The 2,832-nt window shown below is 34.5% G+C and carries 2 protein-coding genes; both read right to left on the bottom strand.

Features of this window, described 5'->3' with window-relative positions; genetic code table 11:
- Positions 1 to 149: 149 nt before the first annotated feature.
- Positions 150 to 1,301: a formimidoylglutamase gene (locus ACH2BP_RS12390; RefSeq protein WP_395060353.1), complete on the bottom strand. Its 1,152-nt coding sequence runs from the start codon at positions 1,299 to 1,301 to the stop codon at positions 150 to 152.
- Between the two features lie 76 nt (positions 1,302 to 1,377).
- The coding region (locus ACH2BP_RS12385; RefSeq protein ID WP_395060351.1) for a DNA topoisomerase at positions 1,378 to 2,832 on the bottom strand (1,455 nt) is incomplete at its 5' end.

The raw sequence follows: 2,832 nt of genomic DNA, 5'->3' as shown, positions 1-2,832 counted from the left end.
TAAATGCAATGAACTTCTTCATATAAATTTGGATTATCTATTCATTATTTTTAAGTGTGTAAACCTATTTATTATTTATTTAAAAAACAATCTTTTCTTACTAAACAACATGTTTTTTATAAAATATCATTAATAAAGCCCCAAAAAACCTATAATATATTTTTTCTTTGTGCTTTCCACCACCTTTCTGGTAATTCTTGATTGCATGCTAATAAATACTCATCGTAGGAACATGGTAATAACGTATTTCTTTTTAGTTTATTATTTCCGTTAGAAATAAAAGGAATCTCTATCCACCAGCGGTCCGTTTTGTCACTTTTGTAAAAAACAAGTTCTTCCTCATCTAATGGAACTATGTATTTAATATAGTTCTCTCTGCTTCCATAAGGATACTCATTAGAGCGATAATGAAATCCTTCTATAAAATACCAGACTATCTGTGCAATAACAACTGATTCCTGCGCAGAATTATTATGATTAAATATTCCAAAAGAACTCACTTTATCACTTATTCCTGCATATCTGGATAACGAACAAATCTCTTTTCCATTAAAACCATTCGGTGCAAACGAAATAAAATTCCCTGAATCAGATGATTTAACCGAATTCAAATCAATACTTACTAAATCTGCATCTCTAAAAACAGGTTCCGAAAGAGAGATATTATTAGAAATCTCTCCCAGTCTGTAGGCATCAAAAAACAATTTCTCTATCAAGTCTATTTCTTCCTGCGAATTATAATACGTTTGATACCCAATATTACAATAGTTAAAAAGATTATTAGGTTCGTCTACAATTATTTTTGTCAAATACGAAGAAGCTGAAACTTCCTCTTCATCCTTGCCAAAATCAAATTTATTGTCAATGGAAACCAAATTGACCATCTGCTCTAAATCATCATAAGCTCTATAAAGTGCATAAGTCAAATCCTGAGAACCGCCAATAACTATAGGAGTAATTTTTTTCTTGATTAAACTTGCCACAACTTTCTTTAGTGCAAAATAAGTATCAGCACTTGAATTCCCTGCAAGAATATCACCTAAATCAGCAATTGAGGCATCCCAGTTCCCTGGAAATAATCCGTACAACTCTTTTCTCAGTGGTACTAAATCAACATCAGAAATAGCATTTCTCTCACCTCTATTTTCTAAAACGCCTATTACGGCAATTTTAATCTTGTTTAAATCTGGAAATTGTTCTTTTGTATGCAAAACAATTTTGCTTCCCAGTTGCTGAGAAGTCAATCCACTTATATAATCAAGGATTTCATTATCTACTGGTTTTAGAAAATCAAATTCCATTTTATTTCTTTTTTTTCCGTCCCGAACCCTTTCGCCTTAGCAAAAGAGAAATGAAACTGGAATTAGTTATCGTTTATTACTTTTTTACTGCTGGTTTCTTAGCTGCCGGTTTCTTTGCAACAGCTTTTTTTGCCGGGGCTTTTTTAGCCGCTACTTTTTTAGCTGGTGTTTTCTTGGCAATCATTTCCTGAACTTCAGCTAATGTCAATTTTGTTGCATCAACATCTTTACTCAATTCGATTTTGATTTTTCCTTTGGTGATAACAGAACGTCCCCAACGGGCTTTTTCAACTAAGATTCCTTCGTCTTCCCAATTGTGCAAAACCTTATCAATATTTTTCTGCAATTTATCTTCAATCAAAGCTTCAATATCAGCTTGAGACAAATCATCAAAATCATATTTCTTACTTACGTTAATAAACAAACCGTCCCATTTGATAAAAGGACCAAAACGACCCACCCCTTTTTGAACGCCTTCACCTTTATAAACTGCAATCGGTGCATCAGCTAATGCTTTTTCGTCGATTAATTCTTTTGCTCTTTCTAAATCTACATCCAAAGGATTTTCGCCTTTTGGCAAAGAAACAAAAGCCGCTCCGTGACGAATGTAAGGACCAAAGCGACCATTACTTACCTCAACTTCTTCTCCTTTATATTCTCCAAGATTTTTTGGCAACAAAAATAAATTTAAAGTTTCTTCTAAAGTAATGTTCCCAATATTTTGATCCGACATTAAACTGGCAAATTTCTTCTCTTCATCATCTGCAGCCCCAATTTGAGCCATTGGTCCAAATTTCCCTAAACGCACCGAAACTGGCTTACCGGTTTTTGGATCTGTTCCTAGAATTCTTTCGCCACTTTCTCTTTCTGCGTTGGCTTCGACATCTTTTACCGTTGGGTGAAATTTATCGTAGAACTCCTGCATCATTTTTGTCCATTCAATATTTCCTTCGGCAATTTCATCAAAATCCTGTTCCACTTTTGCAGTGAAATTATAATCCAAAATATTTCCAAAATTCTTAACCAAGAAATCCGTAACGATAGTCCCAATATCTGTAGGGACTAATTTTCCTTTGTCAGAACCTGTATTTTCTTTCAGCAACTTCTCTCCCACTTTCCCAGATTGTAGAGTCAATTGCATATAATTACGTTCTTGTCCGTCAAGATTTCCTTTCTCCACATAATTTCTGTTGATAATAGTAGAAATTGTTGGTGCATAAGTAGAAGGACGGCCAATTCCCAATTCTTCTAATTTCTTTACCAAAGAAGCCTCCGTATATCTTGCAGCTGCACGAGAATATCTTTCCGTAGCCGTGATATAATTGTTTCCTAATTTTTCGTTGATTTTCATCGCTGGCAACATCCCTTCTTGCTCCTCTTCATCGTCATCGTGACCTTCCAAGTACACTTTTAAGAAACCTTCAAAAAGCAATACTTCTCCAGATGCCGTGAAAATTTCGCCATGATTGTTTGCTTCAATTTTCACGTTAGTGCGTTCTAATTGCGCATCACTCATTTGCGAAGCCAAGGT

The organism is Flavobacterium sp., from assembly GCF_043756175.1.
Lineage (GTDB): Bacteria > Bacteroidota > Bacteroidia > Flavobacteriales > Flavobacteriaceae > Flavobacterium.
This window is presented reverse-complemented; position numbering and strand designations above follow the sequence as displayed.

What these genes read in the sequence shown, in the direction of transcription:
- ACH2BP_RS12390 (WP_395060353.1), bottom strand. Translation starts at nt 1,301, where the DNA reads ATGGAATTTGATTTTCTAAAACCAGTAGATAATGAAATCCTTGATTAT.